The 23,204-nt window shown below is 64.8% G+C and carries 27 protein-coding genes; 10 read left to right on the forward strand and 17 right to left on the reverse strand.

Annotated elements, in window-relative coordinates; all coding sequences use genetic code 11:
• Positions 1–51: 51 nt before the first annotated feature.
• Positions 52–2,004 (forward strand): acetate--CoA ligase, encoded by a 1,953-nt coding sequence (acs, locus tag AE618_RS16055; protein WP_054210057.1) that lies wholly within the window; start codon positions 52–54, stop codon positions 2,002–2,004.
• A 106-nt stretch (positions 2,005–2,110) separates the two neighbouring features.
• On the opposite strand, the gene AE618_RS16060 is transcribed toward acs, so the two are convergent.
• A complete protein-coding gene (locus tag AE618_RS16060) occupies positions 2,111–2,500 on the reverse strand; it encodes a RidA family protein (RefSeq protein ID WP_082365310.1) in 390 nt (129 codons plus the stop codon).
• Between the two features lie 257 nt (positions 2,501–2,757).
• Between AE618_RS16060 and AE618_RS16065 the strand changes: the two genes are divergently transcribed.
• Positions 2,758–3,444: an AprI/Inh family metalloprotease inhibitor gene (locus AE618_RS16065; protein WP_432704507.1), complete on the forward strand. Its 687-nt coding sequence runs from the start codon at positions 2,758–2,760 to the stop codon at positions 3,442–3,444.
• 138 nt (positions 3,445–3,582) lie between these two features.
• On the opposite strand, the gene AE618_RS16070 is transcribed toward AE618_RS16065, so the two are convergent.
• From AE618_RS16070 to AE618_RS16080, 3 genes are all read right to left on the reverse strand, one after another.
• Positions 3,583–4,197: a GNAT family N-acetyltransferase gene (locus AE618_RS16070; protein ID WP_054210059.1), complete on the reverse strand. Its 615-nt coding sequence runs from the start codon at positions 4,195–4,197 to the stop codon at positions 3,583–3,585.
• Between the two features lie 175 nt (positions 4,198–4,372).
• Positions 4,373–4,981 (reverse strand): glutathione S-transferase, encoded by a 609-nt coding sequence (locus tag AE618_RS16075; protein ID WP_054210060.1) that lies wholly within the window; start codon positions 4,979–4,981, stop codon positions 4,373–4,375.
• 78 nt (positions 4,982–5,059) lie between these two features.
• A complete protein-coding gene (locus AE618_RS16080; RefSeq protein ID WP_082365311.1) occupies positions 5,060–6,040 on the reverse strand; it encodes a LysR family transcriptional regulator in 981 nt (326 codons plus the stop codon).
• A 113-nt stretch (positions 6,041–6,153) separates the two neighbouring features.
• On the opposite strand from AE618_RS16080, the gene AE618_RS16085 reads away from it, so the two are divergent.
• Positions 6,154–6,759 (forward strand): FMN-dependent NADH-azoreductase, encoded by a 606-nt coding sequence (locus tag AE618_RS16085; RefSeq protein ID WP_054210061.1) that lies wholly within the window; start codon positions 6,154–6,156, stop codon positions 6,757–6,759.
• Positions 6,760–7,068: 309 nt separating this feature from the next.
• Here AE618_RS16085 and AE618_RS16090 read toward each other — a convergent pair whose 3' ends face one another.
• Genes AE618_RS16090 through AE618_RS16100 form a run of 3 tightly spaced genes read right to left on the reverse strand, consistent with a single transcriptional unit; the run spans position 7,069 to position 9,448 of the window.
• Positions 7,069–8,265: a YeeE/YedE family protein gene (locus AE618_RS16090; protein ID WP_054210062.1), complete on the reverse strand. Its 1,197-nt coding sequence runs from the start codon at positions 8,263–8,265 to the stop codon at positions 7,069–7,071.
• Entirely contained in the window at positions 8,259–8,897 is a 639-nt protein-coding gene (locus AE618_RS16095; protein WP_054210063.1) for an NrsF family protein, read from the reverse strand. The genes AE618_RS16090 and AE618_RS16095 overlap by 7 nt, the downstream gene beginning before the upstream one ends.
• The gene (locus tag AE618_RS16100) at positions 8,897–9,448 is read right to left on the reverse strand and encodes a sigma-70 family RNA polymerase sigma factor (RefSeq protein WP_282568519.1); all 552 of its coding nucleotides are present in this window, start codon (positions 9,446–9,448) and stop codon (positions 8,897–8,899) included. Before AE618_RS16100 ends, AE618_RS16095 begins: the two co-directional genes overlap by 1 nt.
• A 181-nt stretch (positions 9,449–9,629) precedes the next feature.
• On the opposite strand from AE618_RS16100, the gene AE618_RS16105 reads away from it, so the two are divergent.
• The 5 genes from AE618_RS16105 to AE618_RS16125 all read left to right on the forward strand — a co-directional run bounded on the left by AE618_RS16105 (position 9,630) and on the right by AE618_RS16125 (position 12,692).
• Positions 9,630–9,926 carry a BufA1 family periplasmic bufferin-type metallophore gene (locus AE618_RS16105; RefSeq protein ID WP_054210117.1) on the forward strand — a complete coding sequence of 99 codons (297 nt, stop codon included), beginning with the start codon at positions 9,630–9,632 and terminating at the stop codon, positions 9,924–9,926.
• A 37-nt stretch (positions 9,927–9,963) separates the two neighbouring features.
• On the forward strand, positions 9,964–10,866 hold the full coding sequence (gene bufB, locus AE618_RS16110; protein ID WP_248310898.1) for an MNIO family bufferin maturase: 903 nt from the start codon (positions 9,964–9,966) through the stop codon (positions 10,864–10,866).
• Positions 10,867–10,871: 5 nt separating this feature from the next.
• Positions 10,872–11,633: an HvfC/BufC N-terminal domain-containing protein gene (locus AE618_RS16115; RefSeq protein ID WP_054210066.1), complete on the forward strand. Its 762-nt coding sequence runs from the start codon at positions 10,872–10,874 to the stop codon at positions 11,631–11,633.
• Between the two features lies 1 nt (position 11,634).
• Positions 11,635–12,165 carry a DoxX family protein gene (locus AE618_RS16120; protein ID WP_082365313.1) on the forward strand — a complete coding sequence of 177 codons (531 nt, stop codon included), beginning with the start codon at positions 11,635–11,637 and terminating at the stop codon, positions 12,163–12,165.
• 92 nt (positions 12,166–12,257) lie between these two features.
• Positions 12,258–12,692 (forward strand): DUF302 domain-containing protein, encoded by a 435-nt coding sequence (locus tag AE618_RS16125; protein ID WP_248310899.1) that lies wholly within the window; start codon positions 12,258–12,260, stop codon positions 12,690–12,692.
• 157 nt (positions 12,693–12,849) lie between these two features.
• Here the strand turns inward: AE618_RS16125 and AE618_RS16130 are convergent, their stop codons facing one another.
• The 7 genes from AE618_RS16130 to AE618_RS16160 all read right to left on the reverse strand — a co-directional run bounded on the left by AE618_RS16130 (position 12,850) and on the right by AE618_RS16160 (position 18,154).
• A complete protein-coding gene (locus AE618_RS16130) occupies positions 12,850–13,692 on the reverse strand; it encodes an RNA polymerase sigma factor (RefSeq protein ID WP_054210068.1) in 843 nt (280 codons plus the stop codon).
• The gene (locus AE618_RS16135) at positions 13,689–14,090 is read right to left on the reverse strand and encodes an SRPBCC family protein (protein WP_054210119.1); all 402 of its coding nucleotides are present in this window, start codon (positions 14,088–14,090) and stop codon (positions 13,689–13,691) included. The genes AE618_RS16130 and AE618_RS16135 overlap by 4 nt, the downstream gene beginning before the upstream one ends.
• Before the next feature lie 360 nt (positions 14,091–14,450).
• On the reverse strand, positions 14,451–14,963 hold the full coding sequence (locus tag AE618_RS16140; RefSeq protein WP_054210069.1) for a YHS domain-containing (seleno)protein: 513 nt from the start codon (positions 14,961–14,963) through the stop codon (positions 14,451–14,453).
• 192 nt (positions 14,964–15,155) lie between these two features.
• Positions 15,156–15,746: a TlpA family protein disulfide reductase gene (locus tag AE618_RS16145; protein WP_082365314.1), complete on the reverse strand. Its 591-nt coding sequence runs from the start codon at positions 15,744–15,746 to the stop codon at positions 15,156–15,158.
• 136 nt (positions 15,747–15,882) lie between these two features.
• On the reverse strand, positions 15,883–16,599 hold the full coding sequence (locus AE618_RS16150; protein ID WP_054210071.1) for a cytochrome c biogenesis CcdA family protein: 717 nt from the start codon (positions 16,597–16,599) through the stop codon (positions 15,883–15,885).
• A gap of 13 nt (positions 16,600–16,612) precedes the next feature.
• Positions 16,613–17,008: a thioredoxin family protein gene (locus tag AE618_RS16155; protein ID WP_054210072.1), complete on the reverse strand. Its 396-nt coding sequence runs from the start codon at positions 17,006–17,008 to the stop codon at positions 16,613–16,615.
• A 258-nt stretch (positions 17,009–17,266) separates the two neighbouring features.
• Complete coding sequence (locus AE618_RS16160) at positions 17,267–18,154, reverse strand: LysR family transcriptional regulator (RefSeq protein ID WP_054210120.1); 888 nt, start codon at positions 18,152–18,154, stop codon at positions 17,267–17,269.
• A gap of 90 nt (positions 18,155–18,244) precedes the next feature.
• Here AE618_RS16160 and AE618_RS16165 point away from each other — a divergent pair, with 90 nt between their 5' ends.
• Together AE618_RS16165 and AE618_RS16170 are read left to right on the forward strand one after the other, a co-directional pair.
• A complete protein-coding gene (locus AE618_RS16165) occupies positions 18,245–18,904 on the forward strand; it encodes a glutathione S-transferase family protein (protein WP_349236438.1) in 660 nt (219 codons plus the stop codon).
• Between the two features lie 35 nt (positions 18,905–18,939).
• Complete coding sequence (locus AE618_RS16170; RefSeq protein ID WP_054210074.1) at positions 18,940–19,710, forward strand: enoyl-CoA hydratase/isomerase family protein; 771 nt, start codon at positions 18,940–18,942, stop codon at positions 19,708–19,710.
• 356 nt (positions 19,711–20,066) lie between these two features.
• On the opposite strand, the gene AE618_RS16175 is transcribed toward AE618_RS16170, so the two are convergent.
• The 3 genes from AE618_RS16175 to AE618_RS16185 form a co-directional block, all read right to left on the reverse strand.
• Positions 20,067–20,549: a YHS domain-containing (seleno)protein gene (locus AE618_RS16175; protein ID WP_054210075.1), complete on the reverse strand. Its 483-nt coding sequence runs from the start codon at positions 20,547–20,549 to the stop codon at positions 20,067–20,069.
• A 24-nt stretch (positions 20,550–20,573) separates the two neighbouring features.
• A complete protein-coding gene (locus AE618_RS16180) occupies positions 20,574–21,059 on the reverse strand; it encodes a hypothetical protein (RefSeq protein WP_156330305.1) in 486 nt (161 codons plus the stop codon).
• 83 nt (positions 21,060–21,142) lie between these two features.
• On the reverse strand, positions 21,143–22,792 hold the full coding sequence (locus tag AE618_RS16185) for a thiamine pyrophosphate-binding protein (protein WP_082365315.1): 1,650 nt from the start codon (positions 22,790–22,792) through the stop codon (positions 21,143–21,145).
• Between the last annotated feature and the right edge of the window lie 412 nt (positions 22,793–23,204).

The following is a 23,204-nucleotide window of genomic DNA, read 5'->3' on the forward strand; positions in this document are numbered from 1 at the left end:
TTGATCGCAAGGCCCAAGTCAATCGCAAGGCCCGAGTCTGGGGAGACTGCCATGACCGAGATGATCTATGACGTGCCCGCCGCCTGGGCCAAGAAAGCCTGGGCCAACGACGCCAAGTACAAGAAGATGTATGCGGCCTCGATCAAGGACCCGGACAAGTTCTGGGGCGAGCAGGGCAAGCGGATCGACTGGTTCAAGCCCTACAGCAAGGTGCGCAACGCGAGCTACAAGCCCGGCAAGGTCGCGATCAAGTGGTTCGAGGACGGCACCACCAACGTCGCCTACAACTGCGTCGACCGGCATCTGGCGACGCGCGCCAAGCAGACCGCGATCATCTGGGAGGGTGACGACCCCTCCGAGTCGAAGAAGATCAGCTACGGCCAGCTCTACACCGAGGTCTGCAAGTTCGCGAACGTCCTCAAGGCCAAGGGCGTCAAGAAGGGCGACCGCGTCACGATCTACCTGCCGATGATCCCCGAGGCAGCCTACGCGATGCTGGCCTGCGCCCGCATCGGCGCGATCCATTCGGTGGTGTTTGGCGGCTTCTCGCCGGATTCGCTCGCCAGCCGCGTCGAGGATTCGGACTCGAAGATCGTCATCACCGCCGATGAGGGCCTGCGCGGGGGCCGCGCCGTGCCGCTGAAGAAGAACGTCGATGCCGCCGACGACAAGGTCAAGGGCGGCATCGGAACCGTCATCGTGGTCAAGCGCACCGGCGGCCATGTCACCATGAAGGAGGGCCGCGACGTCTGGTATCACGAGGAGGCGGCCAAGGCCTCGGGCCATTGCCCGCCCGTCGAGATGAAAGCGGAGGACCCGCTCTTCCTGCTCTACACCTCGGGCTCGACCGGCAAGCCCAAGGGCGTGCTGCACACCACCGCAGGCTATCTCGTCTACACCGCAATCACCCACCAATATGTCTTCGACTACCATGAAGGCGACGTCTATTGGTGCACCGCCGATGTCGGCTGGGTGACCGGCCACAGCTACATCCTCTACGGGCCGCTCGCCAATGGCGCGACCACGTTGATGTTCGAGGGCATCCCGACCTATCCGACGATCTCGCGCTTCTGGGAGGTCATCGACAAGCACAAGGTCAACACCTTCTACACCGCCCCGACCGCGATCCGCTCGCTGATGGGCGCCGGCGAGGAGCCGGTGAAGAAGACCAAGCGCAAGTCGCTGCGCCTGCTCGGCTCGGTGGGCGAGCCGATCAACCCGGAAGCCTGGGAGTGGTATCACCGCGTCGTCGGCGAGCGTCGCTGCCCGATCGTCGACACCTGGTGGCAGACCGAGACCGGCGGCATCCTGATCACCCCGCTGCCGGGCGCGACCAAGCTCAAGCCGGGCTCGGCAACGCGACCGTTCTTCGGCGTCAAGCCGGAGATCGTCGATGCCGAGGGCAAGGTGCTGGAGGGCGCTTGCGAGGGCAATCTCGTCATCGCCGAGAGCTGGCCCGGCCAGATGCGCACGGTCTATGGCGACCACAAGCGCTTCGAGGAAACCTATTTCGCGACCTATCCGAACAAGTACTTCACCGGCGACGGCTGCCGGCGCGACGCCGACGGCTATTACTGGATCACCGGCCGCGTCGACGACGTCATCAACGTGTCGGGCCATCGCATGGGCACGGCCGAGGTCGAATCGGCGCTCGTCGCGCACCCGTCGGTCTCGGAGGCGGCCGTCGTCGGCTACCCGCACGACATCAAGGGCCAGGGCATCTACGCCTATGTCACCCTGATGGCCGGCGAGACGCCGACCGAGGCGCTGCGCAAGGATCTCGTCGCCTATGTCCGCAAGGAGATCGGCCCGATTGCCTCGCCCGATTTGATCCAGTTCGCGCCCGGCCTGCCCAAGACGCGCTCCGGCAAGATCATGCGCCGCATCCTGCGCAAGATCGCCGAGGACGAGTTCGGCGCGCTCGGCGACACCTCGACGCTCGCCGATCCGGCTGTGGTCGACGACCTGATCGCCAACCGCCAGAACAAGCGCAAGGCGGGGTGAGGCGGTCGGCCCATTCGCCGTTCAAAAAGACGCCCCGTCATCCCGGGCGAAGCGAAGCGCAGACCCGGGATGACGGGGCGATTTGTTCGACGATCAAGCGGGCCCCTCACAGCGCCGCCGCCAGCACCTCGATCTCGACCTTGAAGGCCGGCAGCGTGAAGCCGGAGACGATCACCAGCGTCGAGGCCGGTGGTGGCGTCGCGAAATGGGCGTCGCGCGACTCCATGTAACCCTTCATATGAGCGCGGTCGGTGACATAGGCGTTGATCCTGACGATGTCCGCCAGCGTCATGTCCGCCTCGGCGAGGATCGCGGCGATGTTGGAAAAGCAGAGATCGGCCTGGGCGCGAGCATCCTCGGGGATCGTGCCGTCGGCGGCGACACCGAGCTGCCCGGAGCAGGCCACGAGCCGATACCCCGCGGGCACCGCGATGCCGTGGCTGTAGCGCGCGAAGGGCTTGGCGATCGAGGGCGGGGTGAGCGGTGTCATCGTCATGTTGCGGCATCTCCTGAAGCTCCGCAGGACTATGCCGCGTCGCCCTAAAGGGAACCAGAGCGTCCGCGGTGGGTTCGCAAGCCAAACCGCCTGCGTTATGGACGCAGCACAGGATCATGCTCATGTCGCATTCACCGGGCTGGTCTAGAATTGAACCCTAATCGGGCCTCCTGGGGCCGTAGCGCACGATCGATCGGAACTCACCGCTCATGACCATGCCGACCGCGACTCCGATCAAGCCTACCGCGACCCTGGCCATGACCCTGAAGGCCGCCAGCCTTCTGTCGCTGCTCGCGCTGACCGCCTGCGCCGGTTCGCAGCGCTTCGTCGGCGGGCCCGGGCCGACCTATGGCCAGCCGACGCGCCAGCCGGCGCCGCCGATCAGCCCCGCCCCGGTCACCCCCGAGCCGCTGCCGCCTCCAGGCGGTTATCCTCCGTCAGGGGGCTATCCGCAGGCGGGCGGCAGCTATCCGGTCGCTTCCGCCCAGCCGGGCGCCTTGCCGCCGCCACAGGATCCCTACTACACCCCGGCGGCCCCCGGCATACCGCAGCAGACGCCCCCACCGGCAGCGCCGCAGCCCGCCGAGGTCCCGACCTTGCGCGGCGGCAGCGGCGAGGTCGCCACGCTCGGGGGAGCCGCCACCACGCGGCCCGCCGTCACCTCCCGCGACGGCGTCATCGGCAACTGGACGGCCAAGGAGGCGACCGGAAGCTCCTGTCGCGTCCAGCTGTCGAGCGCGCCGGCACTCGATCTCTACCGTGCCAATGCCGCTGGCTGCGCCAACCGAGACCTGCAGAAGGTCACCGCCTGGGATTACCGCGACGGCGAGGTCTATCTCTATCAGCAGGGCGGGACAGTCGTGGCGCGGCTGCGCACCAGCGGCGGCGGCGCGATGGATGGCGCCATCACCAAATCCGGCGCGGGATTGAGCCTCAACCGGTAAGCATACCCTATTGGGATTCATGCTCGGGAACCGCGACGAAAACCCCTCCCCTGGTGGGGAGGGGTTCGCGATGCGGCTCCAGCGCCAATCACGGATGATTCGACCTGCCCGAAATGAGAGAGAGCCGGTCGCTCCGGTTCAGGCCCCGTGCGAACGTCCCAAGAAGGCCGGGCGCCAGAGCCGACGCTGCATCGACAGCGCCATCGACGCAAAACCCCTCGCGGTGTCCAACGCCTCGTCGAGGATCGTGAAGGGCGTCGGCCCGCCCGTCGCGATCACGCCCTCGACATCGGCATAGCCGCCCGCGAGGTCCGCCTCGAAATTGCGGGCCAGCTGCCGCATCGCGGCATTCTGCGGCAGGCAGGTCATGTAGAGCGTGCGGATCCCGCGATTGCGCGACGCCGTGATCAGGCGCTGGAACAGGGTGGCGCCGATGCCGCGCCGGCGCCAGTCGCGCTCGACGCTGAAGGCCGCCTCGCCGGTCTGCGCGACGATGTCTTCGAGCCCGCGCAGCTCGGCAGCGCCGCGCACCGCGCCATCCTCGATATAGGCATAGACCAGCCCGCCGACGCCGAAGGTGGTGACGGCATAGTTTCCAAGGAAATCGTCGTTGACGGCCGTGCCGAAGCGCTCGCGACGGGTGATGTCGTCGAGTCTCAACAGATGCGCCTTGAACAGATCGCGCTCCGCGGGCCAAAGCCGGCGGACTTCGCCTTGGCCGGACGTTGCGCCGGCCTTCTTCGAACGAGCCAATTGTCATCTCCTGTTGACCGCGCGAATGCGCGCTACCGACCAGGAGGCGAATCTTCCCTAACTCGACCGCAAAATGGCGTCTCGGCGCCGGATTGCAAGAGACAACGCCTTCGCAGATGCAGCATTTTTGTGCGCTGCGAACAATCTCTCGACTTTGGAGGGTGTTCTGGCCACCTTATTCTCGGTCGATCGGCCATGCCTTGAACACATCGAGCGCCTCGCAGGCCTTGGCCTGCGCCGCCAAGGCCGGCCAGCGCTCTTCCGGCGCGTAGTCGGGAATGACGAAGCGGCAGAAGCCCCAGGCGATGGCCGCCGCGATGTCGCAGGGCAGAAGCTCCGGCCCCGCCGTCAGCTCGCCGCGCGCGGCCGCCGCATCGAGCAGGTCGAGCGCGACATGGAGCTGGGTGACGATGCGCTCCTGCCAGGGCTGGTAGCGCTGCGCCTCCGGCCGCTTGCGCTCGTACTCGACCGACACCGCCTTGTCGGCGGCGACGATGCCGATGCCGGTCAGCGCCAGGTCGCGCCTGCGGGCGGCGCCCTCGACCGGACGCAGCGAACGCCCGGCGACATCCTCGAAATGCTGGATGATGAGCAGGGACTCGCTGATCACCGTGCCGTCGTCCGCGACCAGGCTCGGCGCCTTGATCAGCGGGTTGATCGCGCGGAATTCGTCCATGTGCCGGAAGACGGAGACCGAGCGATGCTCGACGTCGAGCCCGAGCAGCGTGCCCGTCACGGCGGCGCGGCGGACATAAGGGCTATCCAGCATTCCCACGAGCAGCATCGGTCACCTCCGTTACGGTCACGACGAGAATGCCGGCAGCGGCGCGCGAAGCCACGCCAAATCGCGTGATGCCAGGGATCACGCCGGTTGATGGACGTCGATGTCGGTCTCGAAACCCGGCACGAAGCCGAGTGTGAAGCCTTGCTCTCGCGCTGCGATCTGACAGGGATCCCAATAGGGCGTGCCGCCGAAGCGCTCGACCAGCAGGTCGATCAGGACCCTGACCTTGCCCGGCACATAGGCTCCCGGCGGCCTGACGACATAGAGCGCATGCTCCTGCATCGGGAACTCCCACAGAACAGGCACGAGCGAGCCGTCCCGGATCGAATCGCTGGCGATGAAGGTCGGCAGCACCACGATCCCGAGCCCGGCCTTCGCCCATGCCAGCAAGGTGTCGCCGCTGTCGGAGCGCAGCCGGCCCGCCGGCCTGATAGAGACGCGGCGCTTGCCCACGCGGAAGCTCCAGTCGGGCGAGTTGGTGCCGGTGTAGAGCAGGCATTCATGCTGGGCGAGGTCGGACGGGTTTTCCGGCCGCCCCATCTGCTCCAGATAGGCCGGGCTCGCCAGAACGACGGCATGGATCGGCGCGATCCGGCGCGCGACCAGGCTTGAATCCTTCAGCGTACCGATGCGGATCGCCGCATCGAAGCGCTCGCCGATCAGATCGACATAGCGGTCGCTGGCCTCGACATCGACCTCCAGCCGGGGGTGGAGCCTGGCGAGTTCGCCCAGAACCGGCGCGACATGGCGGTTGCCGAAGGTCAACGGCATCGACAGGCGCAAGCGGCCGGACACGCCGGAGGCCTGCGCCACCGCTTCCCGTGCCGCGACGAGGTCAGCCAGGATGCGCTCGCCGCGCACCTTGAATTCGAGTCCCGCTTCGGTGGCCGCAACCCCACGCGTGGTCCGGCTCAGAAGCCTCGTGCCGAGATCGGCCTCCAGCCGCGAGATCCGGCGGCTGACGACCGATTTCGCCAGGCCGAGATTCTGGGCGGCCCGGCCGAAGCCGCCGGTTTCGGCTACGGCGATGAAGCTGCGGATGTCGTCGAGCTCTGACATCGCGTTCCCCCTGAAGCAACAGTCTGATGCTTCTTATAGGCGTTCTGTTGCGCTCGTTGAACCTCTATCTTGCTGGTTATCGAACCCGTTCCCGGTTTCAGGATCACATCATCATGTCCACTCTTCTCGTTCTCAACAGCAGCGCCTCCGGCGCAGCCTCCGTTTCCAAGCAGCTCATCGAGGAGACTGTCACCCGCTTGCGCAGCCAGAATCCGGCGCTCAAGGTCGTCGAGCGCGACCTCGGCACCAATCCCGTCCCGCATCTGACCGTCGATTCCGCCGCCGCCATCCGCGGCGCCGAGCCCGCCAACGAAGTTCAAAAGCAGGCGAAGGCGCTCTCGGACGCGCTGGTCGAGGAACTCAAGGCAGCCGACGTCGTCGTCATCGGCGCGCCGATGTACAATTTCGGCATCCCCTCGACGCTGAAGTCCTGGTTCGACCATGTGCTGCGCGCGGGTGTGACCTTCAAATACGGCGACGCCGGTCCCGAGGGCCTGCTCAAGGGCAAGCGCGCCATTGTCGTGCTCAGCCGCGGCGGCCTCTACAGCTCGGGCCCGGCCCAGCCGATGGATTCACAGGAGCCGCATCTGCGCACCCTGCTCGGCTTCATCGGCATCAGCGACGTCACCTTCGTGCGCGCCGAGAAGCTCGGCTACGGCCCCGAGGCCCGCCAGCAGGCGATCAACGACGCCCAAGCGGAGCTCGCCAAGGTCGCCTGATAGCGCAGGCCGCCGCTGCCATGAAGAACGCCCGCCCCCGGGAAACCGGAGCGGGCGTTCGTTTGTCTTCCGGCCATCGATGCGCCCTCATACCTGACGTGCTCTCCTGAACTTCTGCCATCGATAAGCTGGGTCGATCGCACGGGACATGGGCCCCCGCGGGGCACTGCAACCCGCTCAACTGAAGCAGGTCAGCTGGCGAGGCTCCGGGCGTTACCTGCGAACCATTGAAGGCGGCTCGCACCGAGAAGAAGGGCGACCACGGGCTGATCAGCGCGCCCGGCTAGCCTGTCGGCGCCTCGCCTCGTTCTATCGGTCAAGGTGAAACGCGCCGCGCAGCTTCAGCCCAAGCGCGCTGCCAAGAAACGCAGCTGCGATCCAGACCCAGCCCGAAAGGCTACCCGACGCGAGTGCTGAGAAATATGCTCCGATGTTGCAGCCATCCGACAGCCGCGCGCCGTAGCCCATCAGGAACCCGCCAACGGCGGCGCCTAGCCAAGCGCGACCGCTGCCTCCCGATCTGGCAGCGAAGCGGCCGCTCAGCCCTGCCGCGGCAGCCGATCCTGCGATCATCGCAAAGTCCATGACCGACGTGGCGTCAGCGAACACACTGGTCGCGAGAGGGCCGGCGTTGCCTTGCCAATAGGGCCAGCTCGCAGGATCGAAGCCGACGACCGCCGCCAGCTTCGATCCCCAGAGAGTGAACCCGGCCGTCTCGCCCCAAGGTCGCCCGACGAGTGCCATCGTCAAGATGTTCAAGAGGGCCAGGCCGATTGCTCCCCAAGCCAGCGGCCACGGTTCCCGGAATAGGGAACGCCACGACAGCGCGCGGGCATCTGTCCGTGACGCTGGCACGAGGCGAATAATGGCCATGAATATCATCAGGTGGATCGCTAGCGCCAAAGGCCATCCGAGCACGTCCTGTGACGTTCCCGTCTGGAAGGCAGGGAGCGCCCACCAGAATCCGAGATGGGCTGCGCCGACTGCCGAGCCCAGGACAAAGAACGCCAGCGTCATGAGAAGGCGCGCGTTGCCGCCGCCAAGACCGAAGAGGGTGCCCGAGGCGCATCCGCCGCCGATCTGCATTCCGACGCCAAAGAGTATGGCGCCCACGACGAACGAGACGCCGATCGGCGTGACGAACCCGGACAATGGCAGCCCGAACAGTTGGCCTCCCGCAAGCAGCGGAAAGAAGACGCAGCTCGTGAGGGCGAGCGCGATGGCCTGCGCGCGGAAGCCGGAAAAGTCCCGACGTTCCAATGCGGCGCGGAAGCTGCCGGCAAAGCCGAAGGTCGCCTGAAACAGAACGAAGCCGAGGCCGCCGCCGACCAGCGCAAGAACCGGAAGGCGCCAGGACGTCGCATGATCGATCGACAGCGCCGCCACGGCGGCAATCGCGATCGCCGCTACGATGACGACGCCAGGCTGGACGGATCGGACCGGGACCTCATTGCTCGACGACCGACCGGTCGAACCGGCGTCGAATGCTGTATCCGCGCTCACCATCGCAGCACGATCCGCCCTGCAAGCCCGCCCGCAGCAGCCACGATCAGCGCCGCGAGCGTGTACCAGGTCAGCACGAAAAACATGCTGTCATCGGTACAGTTCAGCGAATAGAAGGCCGCGCCCATGCCGGTGGCCGCCAAGCCGCTGACGAGGCCGGCCAGGACGGGACGCGTCACCGCACCCTGCCGAAGCGCGACCAGCAGCCCGAGCAGCGGAGGCAGGGATAGCAACGGGATCAGGACGAGGCAGCGCAACTGGTTCATTCCCACCAGGCGCTCCTGCCAATCGGCCATGCCCATCCTGGCCAGCTCGATGCCTAGAGCGAGCAGCAGGATGGCGGGAACCGCGAGCAACGCCCGAGGCAAACGCCGGTCCGACCGTCCGGGCTCTCCGAGCGAAAGGGCGAACCGAAAGCCGACGAACGCCAGCAGGGACGCCGCCAGCACCTTGACGGCGACAGCTGGCCAGACGGAGCCGCTCGTCAGATCGGGCCGGATGCGGAGATAGGTCAGGAAGCCCAGGAGCACCACAACCACGGCCAAGGGAACCAGGAGCAGCGCGCGGCGTCCCGCCGAATGGCTTTTCACCGGCACATCGGCGATCAATGCCGCTATCAGGTGGTCGGTCCTCATCACTGCGTCTCCCTGAACAGGCGCGCCAGATCCTTCAGCGCCCGATGCAGCGCCACCCTGACCGCTCCCTCGGTCATGCCGATCTCGCTGGCGACGTCTGCGGCCGGTCGCCCTTCGACGGCCATGGCGCGGACGATCTGCTGCTGCCGCTGCTTGAGTTGCGAGATCAGCCTTTCGGCGTCACCCAGATCCGATTGGGTGTCGGACGGCGCTGGCAGAACGTCAGCAAAATCGTCGACCGACTCGAAGTGACGCACGCCCTGCCTTCGCAGGGCGTCGATCAGCTTGTGGCGTGCGACCGTGTGGACCCAGGGCGCGAAAGGCAGCCTGGGGTCCCAAGTATGCCGCTTCAGATGCACGGCCAGCAAAACTTCCTGCACGATGTCCTCGACTTCGGCGTTGCCGCGATTGGCCTTGCTCAGGCGTGCGCGGACCAGGCGTCTGAATGTCGTCCCAAGCTCTTCGAGCAGCCTCCGGTAAGCGCCCTCATCGCCTGCGAGTGCCAGGCGCATCAGTCCGCTCCAGACATCCTCGGCTCGTCCGCCCGTCACGCATTCACATCCCGGTATTCGAAGCCAAGGCCGATTTTGTTACACACCGGTCGAAGCCGACCTACGCCCGTTTCGAGCAGGATCGGATCACGAAGGCGTGTCCGCGTAACGAGCCCAGGTGACGCTGCGTATCGAGGTTGTGGGCCTGACGACAAGGCCCGTGACCTCGGGAGATCATCTCATGGACCGCCGCGCCGTCTCGCTCGCTCTCGCCGCTTCCTTCACCACCGCCCTTGCTCTCACGGCGGCGCCCGCGCTGGCGCAGGAGGCCGGCAGGGAAAAATGCTTCGGCGTCTCGCTCAAGGGCCAGAACGACTGCGCCGCCGGCCCCGGCACCACCTGCGCCGGCACCTCAAAGGTCGACTGGCAGGGCAATGCCTGGAAACTCGTGCCGAAGGGCACTTGCGAAAAGACCGCATCGAACGGCTCGCCGACGGGCTTTGGCCAGCTCAAGGAATTCAGGGAGAAGCGGGCCTGATTGGGCTCCCAACCACCGCATCCTGGGGGTAACGACCATGGCAAACGCCGCCCGCATGTCGCCGCCGATGAAATTCCCGGCCTTCACCCGACTGCCCGACCAGGCGGGCATCGGCCTGAAGTCCGAGCATCTGCGCGATCTGCTCGGGCGGCCGCCGGCTGTCGGCTTCCTCGAGGTTCACGCCGAAAACTACATGGGGGCCGGCGGCGCGCCGCATGCTTTCCTCGGCCTCCTGCGCGAGCAATACCCCCTGTCGCTCCACGGCGTCGGTCTGTCGATCGGCGCCGAGGGGCGTCTCGACAGCGATCATCTCGACCGCCTGGCCGGGCTGATGAAGCGCTACGAGCCGCAGAGCTTCTCCGAGCATCTCGCATGGTCGACCCATGATGATACCTACCTGAACGATCTGCTGCCGATCGCCTACACCGGCGAGACATTGCGCCGGGTCGCAGATCATATCGACGAGATCCAGGACCGCCTCGGCTGCACCATGCTGCTGGAAAACCCGTCGACCTATGTCGCCTTCGCCGCTAGCGACTGGAGCGAAACCGACTTTCTCGCGGAGATCGTCAGGCGGACGGGCTGCGGCTTGCTGCTCGACGTCAACAATGTGCAGGTCAGCTGCTCCAATCATGGTCAGAACCCGGTCGCCTATCTCGACGCGTTTCCGGTCGAGGCGGTCGGTGAGTTGCATCTCGCCGGCTACGCAACGGAGCGCGATACGCTCGGCGCGCCGCTCCTGATCGACGCCCATGGCACGCCCGTCGCCGACGACGTCTGGGCACTCTACCGCCACACATTGTTGCGAACCGGCCCGCGCCCGACGCTGATCGAATGGGACAACGACGTGCCGCCACTGACGACATTGCTGGAGGAGGCCGCAAAGGCCGATGCCGCGCTCGACGCCGAGGCGCGCCGACGCAACGGCGCAACCCATTAGCGCCCATGTCCGGCCAACGGGAATTCGCGCAGGCTTTGCTGAGGCCAGAGACGACCGCGCCCGATGGTCTCCTGACCTGGAACGGCTCCGACGCGTCGCAGCGTTTCGCGATCTACCGCAACAACGTCACCGTCTCGCTGATCGATGCACTGGTCGCGGCCTATCCCGTCGTCATGCAACTCGTTGGCGAGACGTTCTTCCGCGAGATGGCGCGGATTTACGTCAGGCTCCATCCGCCTTGCAGCCGGATCATGCTGACTTATGGACACCGTTTCCCCGGTTTCATCGAGTCCTTCGCGCCTGCGAGCGACCTGCCTTACCTGGCCGATGTTGCAAGGCTTGAGCGCGCGCGGCGGCGCGCCTATCACGCCGCCGACATGCCCCCCCTTGGCCCAAGCGCCTACGCCGCTCTCGACCCTGAAGCGCTGGGTCTCCTGACCGTGCGGCTGCATCCGAGTACCGCGATCCTGCAGTCAGCCTTCGCCATCGTCTCGCTTTGGGCGGCGCATCAGGGGCTCATGGCGATCGAAGCCGTCGATCCATGCCGGCCCGAAGACGCGCTCATCGTGCGCCCCGATCTTGAAGTCGACGTCGTGAGGCTGGCTCCTGGCGTCGCCGCCTTTCTGGCATCGCTCGAAGCGGGAGCGACGGTGGCGGACGCTGTCGCAAACGCGCTGCGCCAATCACCAGAGTTCGACATCACGACGGGGCTGGCGACGCTCATGGCATCTGGCGTGTCGGCTGCTTTCAGCGCTGCAGGAGAGTGACATGACGCCGATCGACCACCATGGCTTTGCAAAGCCGGTACGGGGTGAGGCGGGCCCTCACGCGAACGATGATATCATCGCCTCCATCCTGTCCCGGATTCCGCACTGGCTGATCGCCTTCATCGGCCGCTTTTCGATCGCCGCGGTGTTCTGGAAGTCCGGCCAGACCAAGGTGCAGGGCCTCGCGATCGACCTGATCGACGGCAAGGTCGAGTTGGGCATCCCGCGATTCGCCGACAGCACGCTTGATCTCTTCCGGGAGGAATACCGGCTTCCGCTCATTCCGCCGGAATTGGCCGCGCTGATGGCCACGGCCGCCGAACATGTCTTCCCGGTCCTGCTCCTGCTGGGACTGGCGACGCGGCTCTCGGCCCTCGCCCTGCTCGGCATGACGATCGTCATCCAGATCTTCGTCTATCCGGGCGCCTATCCGCTCCATGGGCTGTGGGCGACGGTTCTGCTGTATCTCATGGCCAGGGGTGGCGGGGCACTGTCGATCGACCGTCTTCTCGCCCATCGCTCGCTACTCTGAAACCTTCGCAACCAACAGGGGTCTCTCTCATGATCAACCGTCGTATCGCGCTCGCTTTCGCAGCTGCCCTCACAATCTCTGCGGCTCCAGTCTTGGCCCAGGGAACAACCGCGCCGCTCGCCGCACGCGACGGCTGGACGGTTCGGCCGACACCGCACAGCTTCCCGGTGCTGGTCGGGCGCCTCGAGGAGGCGGTGACGTCCGCCAAGATGGGGCTGGTCACTACGGCCAGCGCCTCGGATGGCGCCAAGGCTCAGGGCTTCACCATTCCCGGCAACCGCGTTGTCGGCGTCTTCCGCAACGACTTCGCCCGCCGCATGCTGGCCGCCAGTGTGCCGGCCGGCATCGAGGCCCCGATCCGCTTTTACCTCACCGAGAACGCCGACGGCACGGCGACGCTGTCTTATCGCAAGCCGAGCGTGGTGTTCGCGCCATATTTCGAGGGCGCGGCGGCGGATCTCAGGACGGTTGCCGCCGAGCTCGACGTCATCTTCGACCAGATCGCGGCGGCAGCGGCGGGCAAGTAGCCCGCCTTTCTGTCGTCGCCGGCGCGGTCGCAAGGACGCCGTCGGCTCCAACGAACCATGCGATGATCGAAACCACGCTTGATCGCCAGTGCGCGGAAGGACCGGTTCCGATTGCCGTATGAGACGGCCGAATTCTTCCAGCACAGCCTCAAATCGTTCAATCAAGCCGGGGGAGATGCGAGCCGTCGTCTATCAGTTTCAAAACCAGATCGCCGATATGCGTCGAGAAATTCGGGTTCGACCGCAAGAGAGCTGCAGCAGCGCGACCTTTCTCGAGCTCGCCCACCCGTTGCCGCAACGTGGGGAGATCAGCACGACGGGTGCTCTCAAGCCCGAAATTTGACTTTCCCTTTACCACCCGACCGCAGCTGAGTGCCGCAACGACGCGCCGATCACAGCTGCATGATGCCTGCTGCGAGGCAATCCCGCAGGACGCCGCGACGAAGGCGGCAACGGCAGCCCTCGCGCGTCTGAGCCGTTGGCGATATGCGGGCGCAGCAATGTCGAGCACGGATGCGGCCTCGGTGTCGGTCAACTCGAATACATCACCGAGCACATAGGCGATCCTGAGTTGGCGCGTCAGGCATAGGAGCATGGCGAGCGTGCATCCAATCTTGACCTCTTCAATGGCCATTGCCGTCTCGACCGCCGACATCTCGCCGTCAGGAATCTGGCTGAGTCCTTGCTCCAGATCGGAGGCGAAGCCTGCGAAGGTGAGGCGCATTGACTCGATGCGGCCGCGTTTACGCTCCTCAACCAGATGGCGGCACGCCACCCGCAGCGCCCATCCACCCACCGCCTCAACCTCCCGCACAGAGCCGAGATGCGTGATGATCTTCACCAGGATCTCTTGAGTGGCATCCTCCGCATCTGCTCGACTGCCGAGCATTCGCATCGCCAGATTATAGATCGGTCGCTCTGTGGCGCGGATGATGGCCTCAAGGGCGGCGCGACTCCCCTGTCGCGCCGCTTCGACCTGTTGCGGATCAAGTCTGATCATGCCTCGAGCAGCGCCTTCAAGCCGGTAAGCTCCCTGGCCAGGATATCCATCTGCGCGCTCAAGGCACCTTCGAGTGCTTCGAGCGGAACAGGCGGCGCCATGAGGACAAAGGAGTAGATCGACCGTCCGGCACCATCCGGCGTCACACGTGAATAGGCTGCGCCCACTGAACCATCAGGGAAGGTCATTTGCCAGTCGATGGTTCCGATGGCGTCATGCGTGCTGGTTTCGAGCTTGATCGGCACGGCGCCGTTCGGAGTCACCAGCTCGGCGGACATAGCATCGGCGCTCTTGAAAGCATGCGTCCATTTCGGGAGGTTTGCCGGATCGGCGATGAAGCCGAATACGTCCTCGAACGGCCTATCGATCCCGACGGATTGCACATCGAAAGTCTTCATCTCGTTGTTCCTCTTGACATGCCGTCGGCCCATCCGACGCGCATATTCATAAGGAGGAGGCAAACAGTGCGACTGTGACTCCCTGCATGGGCCGTGCGTGAAAAAACGTTTGGCAGCCTGAGCCGCCGTTCAGAACAAGGGTTCCTGTTCTAACGCTGCGCTGCGAGACCTCCGCTGCAGGTCGGACGCAGCCGGCAACAACCGCTGCAATGAGCGGAATGGATGACCAGGCGCTTCATCGTGTCTTGCCCTGGGACTCGTCGACACCAGCCGCCCGGCCGACCTCGCCGCCTCGAACAGACCGTGTATCGGTCGATCCGGCCGGAGCGGCGAGGTCCATCGCGTCAGAGGTCCTTTGCGTCAGAGGTCCTTGGGCGCCTTGTCCTTGATGTTCGTCCAGTTCGTCTGCGCCTTGCCGATATTGCCCGGCACGTCTTCGAGCCAACGCTTTTGGGCAGGCTCACCGACATTCAGGTAGAGCTTGCCATCGACGATCCGCCACAGGTTCGGATCGCCATCGAGCTTCTTCTCGAAGACGGCGCCCATGGCGCAGAAGCCACCGAAGGCCGGCGCGTATTTTGCCGGCTCCTTGGCGAAGACGTCGCGGTTGGCAGCGCTCGCGAAGCGATAGGTGGCCCCGTCGTGCTGCGCGGTGAATTGCGGGCTGCCCAGGGTCGGCTTGCCGACCGTGAAATACGCCACCGGATCGTAGCCACGGATCGCAAGGCCGGCCGTGTCGATGTTGACTGCCTTCGTCGAGTTTTCACTATACGCCAGCGCCGGCAACGTCGGGAGAGCGAGCGCTCCGGCGGCGATCAGGGCAGCGAAGCCGAGCAAGCTGCTGCGGGCAAGAACGATACGATGCGAGTTCATCGCAAGTCTCCTGTCGAGACGTTGCCGCCGCGAAGCCTCCCTGGCCCCGCTTCAATGGCTCATCTCACAGGACATTCGTTTCAGGCGCCGGATCCATTACGCGCAATCACCAAGCCGTGATGTCATTTTGTCTTTTGAACTCAGAGAGATACGACTGATTTCGACGGGCCCGGGACAGCAGCCGGTCGTGCGCTATGATGTCGCGTAGAAGCGCAGCAATGCGAGCGCCTCCGGTGCGCTCCAATCGGCCTCGCCGGTCAGATAGCCCCCGCTGCGCCCCTGAGCATCGATCACGTAGCTCATCGGCATGCCGTAGAGCGGAAAGGGGGTCTCGACCTTCGATTTCGGCCCGGATGCGACCTCGCCCTCGGTGTCGATGAAACTCGTGAACCCGGGCAGGCGAAGCCGCTGGAGATAGGTCGCAGCCGTGGCCACATCCCGATCCAGCGACACCGGCACGATCACGAACGGTTCGGTCTTCGCCTGCATCTGGAGCCTGTGCAGGATCGGCAGCTCACGTCGGCACGGCGGGCACCAGCTCGCCCAGAAGGCGAGCAGCACAGCCTTGCCACGATAGGCCGCAAGCGTGCGTCGCCGCCCGTTCAGATCGCGCAGCGGGATATGGCCGGCTTCCTCGCGCGGATCGACCACGGTGAACTGGGTGTGCGGCGTGCTGAAGGGCGGCGGATAGAGTTCCGGCGCAGCGCGCGCGCCAGGCGCCAGAGCGGCACTCAGCAAAGTGGCCGCCGGACCCAGAAGGGCAGCTCTGCGTGTCGATGACATGGTCACAAGCCTTGTCTGGAACCCGAGGTCAGAAATCAAGCCAGCCCTCCCTCTTGCCCCGCCACCTCACCTCTCAGCACGGGCTTGATGTCGGTCATTGAAGGGGGGGCCTCTTGATCGTGGCGAGGCGTCGCGGTCAGAACGAGGTGGTCAGGCGGGTCAGCCACTCTGGCGATGCCGTTACGAGTTTCGCTTCCAGCGTCTTGTCCCATCCCGTCAGGATCAGGACTCCGATGGCGACCAGAAAGCCGCCCAACGCGGTCTTGAAGCCTTGTCCGGCCGACATCATGCGGTTGCGCAGCGCCAACAGCCGAGCGCGCGACAGCATCCCGAGCGCGATCAGCGGCAGGCCCGCACCAATGCCGAAGGCCAGCATGGTGAGCGCGACCGCGCCGAGGTTCTCGCCTTGCGCAGCCAGCACCGATGCCGCACCCAGCGTCGGCCCGACGCAGGGGCTCCAGACCGCGCCGAGCAGCAGGCCGACGCCGAACTGGCCGCGCAGACCACCCGACGAAAAGCCGCCGAAGCGCTGCTCCGTCCAGTTGCTCAGCGGGCCACCTGCCGCCGCCACCCGCGCATGCAGCGCCGGCAGCACCAGTACGAGGCCCAGCACGATCAGCATGATCGCCGCAGCCATGCGGAAGACGCCGGTATCCAGCCCGATCGCAAAGCCGACCGTCGCCACGAACAGACCGATGGCGGTAAAGGACAGCGCCAATCCCGCCGCCACAGCGACGGGGCCGAAACGGTGCTCGGACACCGCCGTGCCGAGGATGATCGGCAGAAGCGGCAGGACGCATGGGGACAGGACCGACAGAATGCCGGCAAGCAGTGCGAAGCCTGATGTGGCCATTGGCCCGGCTACCTCAAATCGCGCGCGACAACAGCGCTTCGATCGAAGCCTTGTTCGTGTCACCGACGGAACGGCCGACCTCGGCGCCGCCTTTGAGGACGATCAACGTGCTCTGGTGCTGGACCTTGAGACTGCGGAGCGCGTCCTTTTGGCTGTCGAAGTCGATCTTGAAGACGACGAGGTCCTTGAACCTGGGCTGCTTGGCGAGTTCCGAGAGGATCGGCGCCTGCGCCTTGCACGTCGGGCACCACGTTGCTGTGACGTCGATCAGAACCGGCTGGCCAGCTTTGATCGCCGCGTCGAGCGCCGCGGGTGAGTAGGCTTTCTCCTCTTGAGCGGAGGCTCCCCAACCCGCCAAGGCGAGCGAGAATGCGGCAAGCGCGGCAAGTCCATGGCGACGGTTGATCATACGCGACCTCGGTTATGTTCGTGTCTCGGCGAAGGCCCGACATGTGTCTGACCATGGGGTTTCGACATGACGGCGGACTTCGTTACGGCGCTCACGCGAAGTTGATCGCGCATCGGGTTAAGGGCACCCGCCGATGCGCCGTGCGCAATTTACCCGGGAGGGACGAAGTTCCAGGCCATCTCCGCTGCACACCATCTTGCCCCGAGGCGGCGATGGGGCGAGGCCCCCGGCCAAGGAGAACGTTGTGGATCGAAGGGATCAGTTCGTTGGCTGCTTGATCATCGCCTCGACGAAATCCGCGAATGCACGTGCCTTCGCACTGGCGAGACGCCCGGTGGGAAACAGCGCCCAAAGGTCGATTGGCGGCAGCGCCCAGTCCTCCAGCACGCGATGCACGGCGCCGCTCGCCAGTTCAGGGCCGAACATCCAGTCGGAGGCAACGGCCAGCCCCAAATCCGCGAGTACGGCCGCGCGGATGCCCTCCGCCGCGCTGACACGCAGGCGGCCGCGGATCGACACCGAAGCTTCGGTACCGCCCCGTCGAAAGACCCAGCTGTTGCTGAGCTGGCTAAAACTAATGGCCTCGTGTCCAGCGAGGTCGGCCGGCACATGTGGAGTGCCCGCCCGCGCGAGATAGGCCGGCGTGGCAACGACAGAGCGGCCGCCCGTCGCTATCCGTCGTGCGATCGCGTTTGAGTCTGGTAGGTCGCCCATGCGCAGGGACAGGTCAATCCCCTCCGAAATGAGGTCGATGACCCGATCGTCCAAGATGACGTCTATCTCCAGATCCGGGTGGCGCGCGAGGAATTCGGGCAGACGCGGTACGATCAGCAGACGCGCAAAGGTCGGCGCGGCCGAGATGCGCAATCGGCCGGATAGCCCTGCGCCTGCGCCGCGGGCCTCCAACTCCGCTTCATCGACTTCCTGGATAGCAAGACGTGCCCGTTCGTAGAAGCGCAGCCCCGCCTCAGTCGGCGTGAGGCCATGCGTTGAGCGCAGCAACAGCCGAACCTGAAGTCGTTCCTCCAACTGCGCGATCGTCTTCGATACCGCAGGCTGACCTACGCCCAGGAGCCTCGAGGCGCCCGAGAACGAGCCAACTTCGATCACGCGGACAAACGTGGTCATCGCCTGCAAGCGATCCATAGTCATTCCCACAAAGAATAAACGCCATCCCCTCCTGCCTTCTGCCACGCCTCGCTGGGAATGACCATAACACCTCCCATTGCCGACGATATGGCGCAGGGAGATCCAGAGATGATGGAAGTTCACGCATTTGCGACGCCAAACAGCGTCAAGGTGCCGATTGCGCTTGAGGAGATGGGCGTCGCCTATGCGCTGAAGCGTGTCAACATTCGCCAAGGCGAGCAGAAGACGTCAGCGTTCCTCGCACTCAATCCCAATGCCAAGGTGCCGGTGCTGATCGATCCGCAAGGGCCGACGGGCACGGCCGTAACGCTCACCGAAAGCGCGGCGATCCTCGTCTATCTCGCCGAAAAGACTGGCATGCTGCTTCCGGCTGCTGGGATCGACCGCGCGCGCGTCTTCGAGCAGCTGTTCTTCCACGCCTCGACGCTCGGCCCCGCCTTCGGCAATGCGGGCTTCTTCAAGCGATTGGTTTCCGAACCGCAGCCCCTCGCGGAAGCACGTTTTGCCGCCGAAGCGGGACGAGTGCTCGACCTGCTGGAAGTCATGCTCGGCGAGCGTCGATTCATGGCGGGCGACGATTACAGCATCGCTGACATCGCTCATTTCGGCTGGCTCTGGCGGCGCGAATTTTCGGGCATGAGCTTCGATGGGCGCCCACATCTGGCTCGCTGGTTCGAAGGCATTGCCGAGCGTCCCGCTGTTCGGCGCGCGCTTGCCCGTGTCGAAGCGCTCATCTCCCAAGCTTGAATCCTCCTTCGGCCTTCTCAGCAAGGAATCGACCCATGTCACGCTTTGAGAACTACCGCGATGCCTTCCCCAATGCCCGACTGACGCGCTCTCCGAGCGGCGTGCTGGAGATCGCGCTGCACACGCAAGGCGGAAAACTCGTGTTCGATGGCCATGTCCACGAGCAATTCGTCGACTTGTTCCACGAAATCGGGTCGGACCCTGACAATCGCGTGGTGATCCTCACCGGCTCCGGCGATGCCTTCATCGATGCGATCAGCCCTGAAGGCTTCGATTTTTTTACCCCCCGCGGCTACGACAAGATCTATCGGGAGGGCAAGAAGGTTTTGATGAACATCCTCGACATCGAGGTCCCGATGATCGCCGCGCTCAACGGACCGGTGTTGCTCCATTCGGAATACGTGCTGCTGGCGGACATAATCCTGGCGACGCCCGAGACGGTGTTTCAGGACAAGCCGCATTTCGACTTCGGCATCGTTCCGGGTGATGGCGTCAACCTGCTTTGGCCCGAGGTGATAGGCAGCGTCCGTGGGCGGTATTTCATTTTGACGCGTCAGATCCTCGACGCGGAAACCGCGAGGGAATACGGCGCGGTGAACGAGATCGTACCGGCCGACCGATTGCTCGACCGGGCCCGCGAGATAGCCGAGGGGCTGGCAGCGCTGCCGCCACTGACGGGCCGTTACACGCGCATTGCGCTGACGCAGAAGCTTCGCCGGATCATCGATGAAGGCGTGGGCTACGGCCTCGCGCTCGAAGGCATCAGCGCAGCCGAAGTCGCTCGTGCAATGGCCACCAAAGCCTGACAGTAAACATCGTTCTCCGCCGATATCGCTTCCATCGGCGGAGGTTGCGACCCTTGCAAAGGGGCGACCAGATAATCCTGGCCGCGAAAATCGCGGGCCGAAAGCAGCGACGACATCGCGGTACGGGGCCGCTAGCTCGACGTTGCCGATGCCCGCGCGCTTCGTGGTCAGCCGGGACGGAACACTCCTCTACGCTGAGGTCGATGCCGACTATACCCTTCGCCCGGAACCTGACGACATGCGTCCGGCGCTCCGGCGCTCCGCTGTCGCCTGATAGGAGCCCCGCTTGCCCCGGACACCGGGTGCTGCCCGTCAGCCAAGACATCGACTTGGCTGACGGGCAATCTCACCTCGCGCTAGCGGATGTCCTTTTCCGTCAGCCTGGGCCAGCCAGCTTCGCTGCGGGCGAGGTATTTCTTGGTGTCGCGCAACCAGGTTTGACGGACGTCAACATCGTAGTTCAGATACAGTTTGCCATCGACGATCGACCACGCTTCAGGTTCGATCTTGACCAGATAGCCGCGTGACGTGCCATAGGCACAAAATCCGCCATAAGCCGGCATATACCTCATCGGGTCTGCCTCGAAGAGCGCTTTGTGCTCCGCGCTTGCGAAGCGCCAGGTGGCGCCCCGATATCGAACGGAGAACTCGGGCTTACCCTGGCGCGGACCGCCGTCGCGAAAATAGGCGACGGGGTCGAAGCCCCGGATTGCGATCCCGTCGGTCGACCCCAAAGTATTGACCGGTCCGTAGCTTTCAGCGCGCGCCCAGGTCGTACCAAGCGAAGCGGTGGCAACAGCGGCCCCGACGCAGCGGATGAAATTTCGCCTGTTGAGCATGTCTTATCTCCCTGGTCAGGTTGCTTACGCGGCGCGCGCTTCGAGCAGTTCGAAGACGTAGGCGGCGAGGTAGCCGTAGATCGCGTGGCCGACGAGGCTCATGAAAGAAAGGCGGGGCACGTCGTTGAGCAGAAAGTACTGACCGGCGAGTGGAGCGAAAAAACCCAGCGCGATGAAGTAGGTGATGACGCCCCAGATCCAGCCATCGGCAGGCATGCCGAAACTTTTCACCCAGCGCGTCAGGCCGTAGTAGCCGAGCGGGTAGAACAGGAATCCCGTCAGGTAATGCAGCAGCTTGGCAACCGGCGTCGAAATGTCGAGGCCGAGCTGGTGCGCAAACAGAGACTTCACCAGTTCCGGCGGCTCCAGCGGATACTCAGCGAACCAGGCCGTAGGCACCGCTGCGAACAATTCCCAAAAACCAAGCCCGGCAAAGCCGCCGAGTGCAAGGTTGATAACGGTACGCGTAGAGGGTAGCGCGAAACTGCGCGACATGGTTGCAGTGTTCATGATCTGCACTCCTTTATGTTGAGTCATCGAAGCGGGTAAATGGGCTGCGACAGCGGCCGCATCTGTTCGTTGTGAACCGAGAGTCAGAAGGCTCCCTCGTAGCTTTGGGCGTCGATCCGGCAGGCAAGCACGGTAAAGCCGTCTCGCTGGAACGCAGCTTGCGCCTCTCGTTTGAGGGAGTCGCGGTCGGCGACCGAGACGCCGTATCCGCCCAATGCCTCCGCCACCGCTGCGAAATCGGACGAGCCGAAATCGACGCCGGCACGCCTGAGGCCGAGCTGTTTTTGCTTCAACGCGATCAAGCCGAGGCTTTCATCGACAAGCACGGCGATCACGACGGGCACCATGAGATCGCGAAGAGTGGCTAGCTCACCGAGCACCATTTCGAGGCCGGCATCGCCGACGAAGCAAAGCGTTGGTTGGCCCGAGCCGAGTGCCGCGCCTGTTGCCAGCGGCAGTGCGCAGCCCATGGTGCAGAGCCCGGTCGATTGCAGCAGCCGACGCGGCCCATCGCTGTTCCACATCTGGCTGAGCAGGATTCGATGGGCGCCGGAGTCGGCGGTGGCGACCGTTCCCGCCGGCGCCACGTCCCGCAGGGTCGCAAAGACCGCGTGCGGCCCCCATCCTGGTCGATCGGCAAAGACCGAGCGAATGGCCATCCTGACCCTCTCGGGCTCGCCGCCCGGCCAGACGTTCTCACGCCTTGGTCCTTCGGCAAGTTTCGTCAGGATCTGTCCGACGCTCCCTTCGAGAAGAAGGCTCGCGCTATGCATGCCGTGAGGTGTGTCCTGTGCGACGATATCGATGACGCTTTTGCTCGTTGGCCAAGGATTGCGCCAACCTTGACGCATCTCGATCGGATCATAGCCAGCCAGGATAATCAGATCGGCCGCCTCAATGAGCGGCATGACGATGGCGTCAGCTTTCGGCGACAGGCCGACGCCGCCGATGACACGCGGATCGTCCTCCGGCACCAGCCCCTTGGCCTTGTAAGTCGTGAGGAGAGGAGCCCCGGTACGCGTCAGAAATGCATCGAGCGCCGCGGCACCGCCCTGATTGACCAGATCGAGCCCTGCAATCACCAGGGGCCTCTTTGCATCAGCGATCAAAGCTTGGGCTGCCGAAAGATCGGCGGGAATGTTGGCCTGAAGCTGCGGCGCGACCAGCGGTCCACGCCTTGCGGTGCGCGCTTCGGCAACGGAAATCGGCAGATCGATATGGACCGGGCCTGGGCGGCCGCTCCTGGCAATGGCAATCGCCTTCTCGACGACAAGATCCTCCGTGCCCGGTGCGGCGCGCAGGCTTGCTTTCACAAGGGGTCGCAACACCGCTTGATGGTCGAAGACCTGATGCGTGTAGCTCTCGGCCAAAGCATGATCGACACAGCCGGTGATGAAGACCAGCGGCACGCGATCCTGTTGGGCATTGGCGACGACATTGACGGCGTTGGCTACGCCAGGGCCGAGCGTTGCAACCAGAATCGGCAGTGCTCCCGTCGTGTGCCAGAGCCCCTCGGCCATGAAGCCGGCGGCGTTTTCGTGCTTGGCGAGGAGGAACTGAATTCCCGCGCGTTCCAGCGCATCGACCAGCGCCAGCACCTCGCCGCCGGGAATACCGAACGCATGCGTCGCGCCAGCCGCTGCCAATCGTGCAGCGAGCAGGTCGGCGCCCGTGACGAGATCGTCTCGGACTGGCTGGGCCATCGCCGACGCTGAACTTGTATCGTGACGCATCTTCTCTCCCCCGCATATTGCGGCACTGGGCTCCCGTGGAAGATCGCTCCGCGAAGCGGTTCGGTTACACGTTCACGAAAACGTGAGTTTGATCGCTGTGATCATCAAGCCGATCTGATGGCTTGGGCGGCTTGCAGACCTGCCCGATCCGTGTGGATTCAAAGATCGAACGCGCAGGTCCTCGGAATTCGGATCGTACCCGACCACTGCGGTCGGCAGGCAACGGACAGATCGCATCGGCCCTCCATGAGGGACGAACGGCAAGCGTCGTGAAAGCGCCAGTCGCCAGCAGCAGGGATGACGAGACCTCGATGAGGTTGCATTGCTGCCAACCCGAACGGCCCGGGCTCGCCATCAGCCGCCGCCGCAAATTTTGGCTAACCGCTGGACTGCGCCGTTTTCGTCGGCAACT

The organism is Allobosea vaviloviae, assembly GCF_001298265.1.
Classification (GTDB): Bacteria; Pseudomonadota; Alphaproteobacteria; order Rhizobiales; family Beijerinckiaceae; genus Allobosea; species Allobosea vaviloviae_B.